General features: G+C 61.3%; 1 protein-coding gene. It reads left to right on the top strand.

What is annotated here, in order from left to right; all coding sequences use genetic code 11:
- On the top strand, nt 1–2974 hold a 2974-nt coding region (locus ACO4XG_RS10870; protein WP_485129757.1), incomplete at both ends, for an InlB B-repeat-containing protein.

Here is a 2974-nt window from a genome sequence, read left to right as displayed (position 1 = left end):
GACGTGAGTAAGCTTCTCTTCGGAGACTTCGGTGCCCTGCAGGGCGGCGAGACCGCACCGCTGGTGCCGGATACCTTCCGCTTTGTCTTACAGTCTGTCACGACACCGACGGGCACAACGACAGTGCTCCCGGCAGTGCCGGGCGGCGGCGCCGCTTCGGGCATCACGGTGACGCCGGGGGCGGGAACCATGGGCTACGCGCTTCCGAGCGCGCAGCTGCAGGTTCCGGCTGTGGGCAGTGCGGCGGCGACCGCAGGAGCAGCAGCGGTTGCAAACTTCCCGGCAGGCCTCTTTACCTTCAGCTATCCGGGTACCTATGTGTATACCCTCAAGGAGACCGCGGGTTCCGCGCAGTACTATAGCTACGATCCCGCCGTCTACACGATTACCTTTACGGTGACGCAGAGCGCGGGCGCGCTCGGCGCGGGAACCGGCAATTCGCTTGCGGTGACGCGAAGCATTACCAAACAGAGTGGAACTGCAAGCACGGCGGCGACCGAGTTGCAGTTTGAGAATCGCTACACCCTGCCGCGCCTCACGGTGCAGTATGACGCAGAGGGCGGCAGCCACACGCCGACAAACGAGAGCGTGCGCTACGGCGACTATGCGACGGCACCGCCGGTCGTAAACAATACGGCTGGCACGCCGACCTCCCCGGCGGGAGAGAAGACGGGCTATCACTTCCTCTACTGGACGGACGCGGCGGGGACGCAGTTCCCGTTTGCGACGACGCCGATTCATGCGAACACAACTTTGCACGCGAAATGGGAGATTAATCGCTACACCGTGACGGTGCAGGATGCGCCGGATGCAGATGCGGGGCATCAGAATGCGCAACTCGCACAACACAACAACGTGCCGCACGGGTCGACTGCGCTCACGGCGCCGACCGTACCGGACAATAAGACCGGCTACCACTTCGATCACTGGGAGGATCAGAACAATACGGCTTATACCTTCGGATCTCCGGTGACAGGCGACACGACCGTGCACGCAGTGTATACGCCGAACACCTACACGGTGGTCTACGAGCCGAACGCGGGCGGGACTACGGTGAACGGCAACATGCCGAATACGAGTCATGTTTACGACACGCCGCAGAACCTGCCGCCGAACGGCTTTGATCGCCCGGGCTATCAGTTCATGGGCTGGGGCACAAGTCCGACAGCGACCACACCGACTTATTATGACGGCGTCTCGGTCAACAACCTGACGTCGACCAACGGCGGTACCATACATCTCTACGCTATTTGGGCAGCCGTAACACCGTTTGATCACGATCCGGCGCTCACGAAGGTACTCGGCGGAGAGGCACACCGGACACTGCTGACCGGTGAGACCACGCCGCTGACACCCGAGACCTTCCGCTTTGAGCTGAGGGCAGTCAGTACGACCGCGCCCGGCATGACAACTCTGCCGATGCCGGTCAATGCACACGGCGCACAGACCTACACCGTGACGCATACGGGGGACGGCACCGAGCAGTTAGGTTCGATTCGCTTCCTGTTTGCGGGTGACTATGTCTATGAGCTCCGCGAGCTTGCAGGCACAGCGCTTGCCGGCAGCCCGGCGGCGGTACAGGGCAGTTACTCGTACGACACGGCAGTGTACCGGCTGACCTATCACATCACACAGGCCGGAACCGTGATGAATGGCATCGTGACGGTTGAGAAGCAGACGGCTGGAGGTGCCTACTCGGCACCGGTTGCCTATACGACGGCGACAACTCCGGCCTTTACGAACGACTACCTCCTGCCGCGCTATACGGTGAGCTTTAATGCAAACGGCGGCAGCGTGACGCCGACATCGCAGACTATCGTCTACGGTGACCCGCTTGTCGCACCGCCCACAGTGGGCGGTTCTCCGGCGGGCAGTCGCACCGGTTATACCTTTACGAACTGGCAGAACCCGGACGGCAGCCCGGTGAACTTTGCGACACCGGTGACCGGCAACCTGATTCTGACAGCCGGATGGACGCTTCGTCACTATACGGTGACGGTGCAGGATGCGCCGGATGCCGACCCGGGACATCAGAATCAGATCATCACGCAAGACACGAATGCCGTGCACGGCAGTACGCCGACCGAGCCTGCGCGTCCGGACAACAAGACAAACTTTATCTTTGACCACTGGGCAAAACCGGACGGCTCGACTTACAACTTCGACGAGCCGCTGACCGGGGATCTCACGATTCACGCGGTCTACCGGCAGAAGCGCTATACAGTGCGCTACGATTCCGGCACGCCGCATTCCGTCGGCAGCATGACAGATTCGCACTTCGGCGGCGGAGATACCAACCCGCTTCCGCCGAATCAGTACGCGCGTCCGGGCTATACCTTCGGGGGCTGGAGCCGCACGCCGGGCGCAACGACGCCTGATTATGCGGACGGTCAGCCGGTTACGAATCTCACGACTTCGGACGGAGTTACCGTGACCCTCTATGCGGTCTGGAATCCGGCGAGCCCGGCAGTCCTTCACGATCCGCCGGTGCAAAAAATCATTACCGGCGGCACACCGCACAATGCGGGGACCTTTACCTTCCTGCTCCGCGCGGTCAGCACGACAGCACCGGAGGCGGCAGGGGTTCTTCCGATGCCGCTCACAGCGGGAAGTAATCAGGAGATGCGGCTCGAAATTCAGGGCGCGGGAACTGGAGAGTTTGGAGACATTACTTTCCGGCTACCGGGAACCTATGTCTACGAGATTCGGGAGCTTCCGCTCGGCAGAAAAGGTTTCACGTTTGACACGGAGCCTGTGACCGTGACCTATGTGGTCACCCAGCAGGGCAATGTGCTGACGGCAAGCCGAAGCATGGAGAAGGCAGGCCAGGCTGTGACAGCTGCGACCTTCACCAATGAGTTCGAGAAGCCCTACTACACCATCACCTTTGATCCGAACGGTTCCTGGATGCGGATTCCACAGCAGTCGGTCAAGGAGGGAGAGCACGGTAAGGATCCTGCGCAGCGTATGCTCC

The sequence above is a fragment of the Stomatobaculum sp. genome (assembly GCF_057248925.1).
Note: the sequence above shows the minus strand (reverse complement) of the source record. Positions and strands in the feature narration are given on the sequence as shown.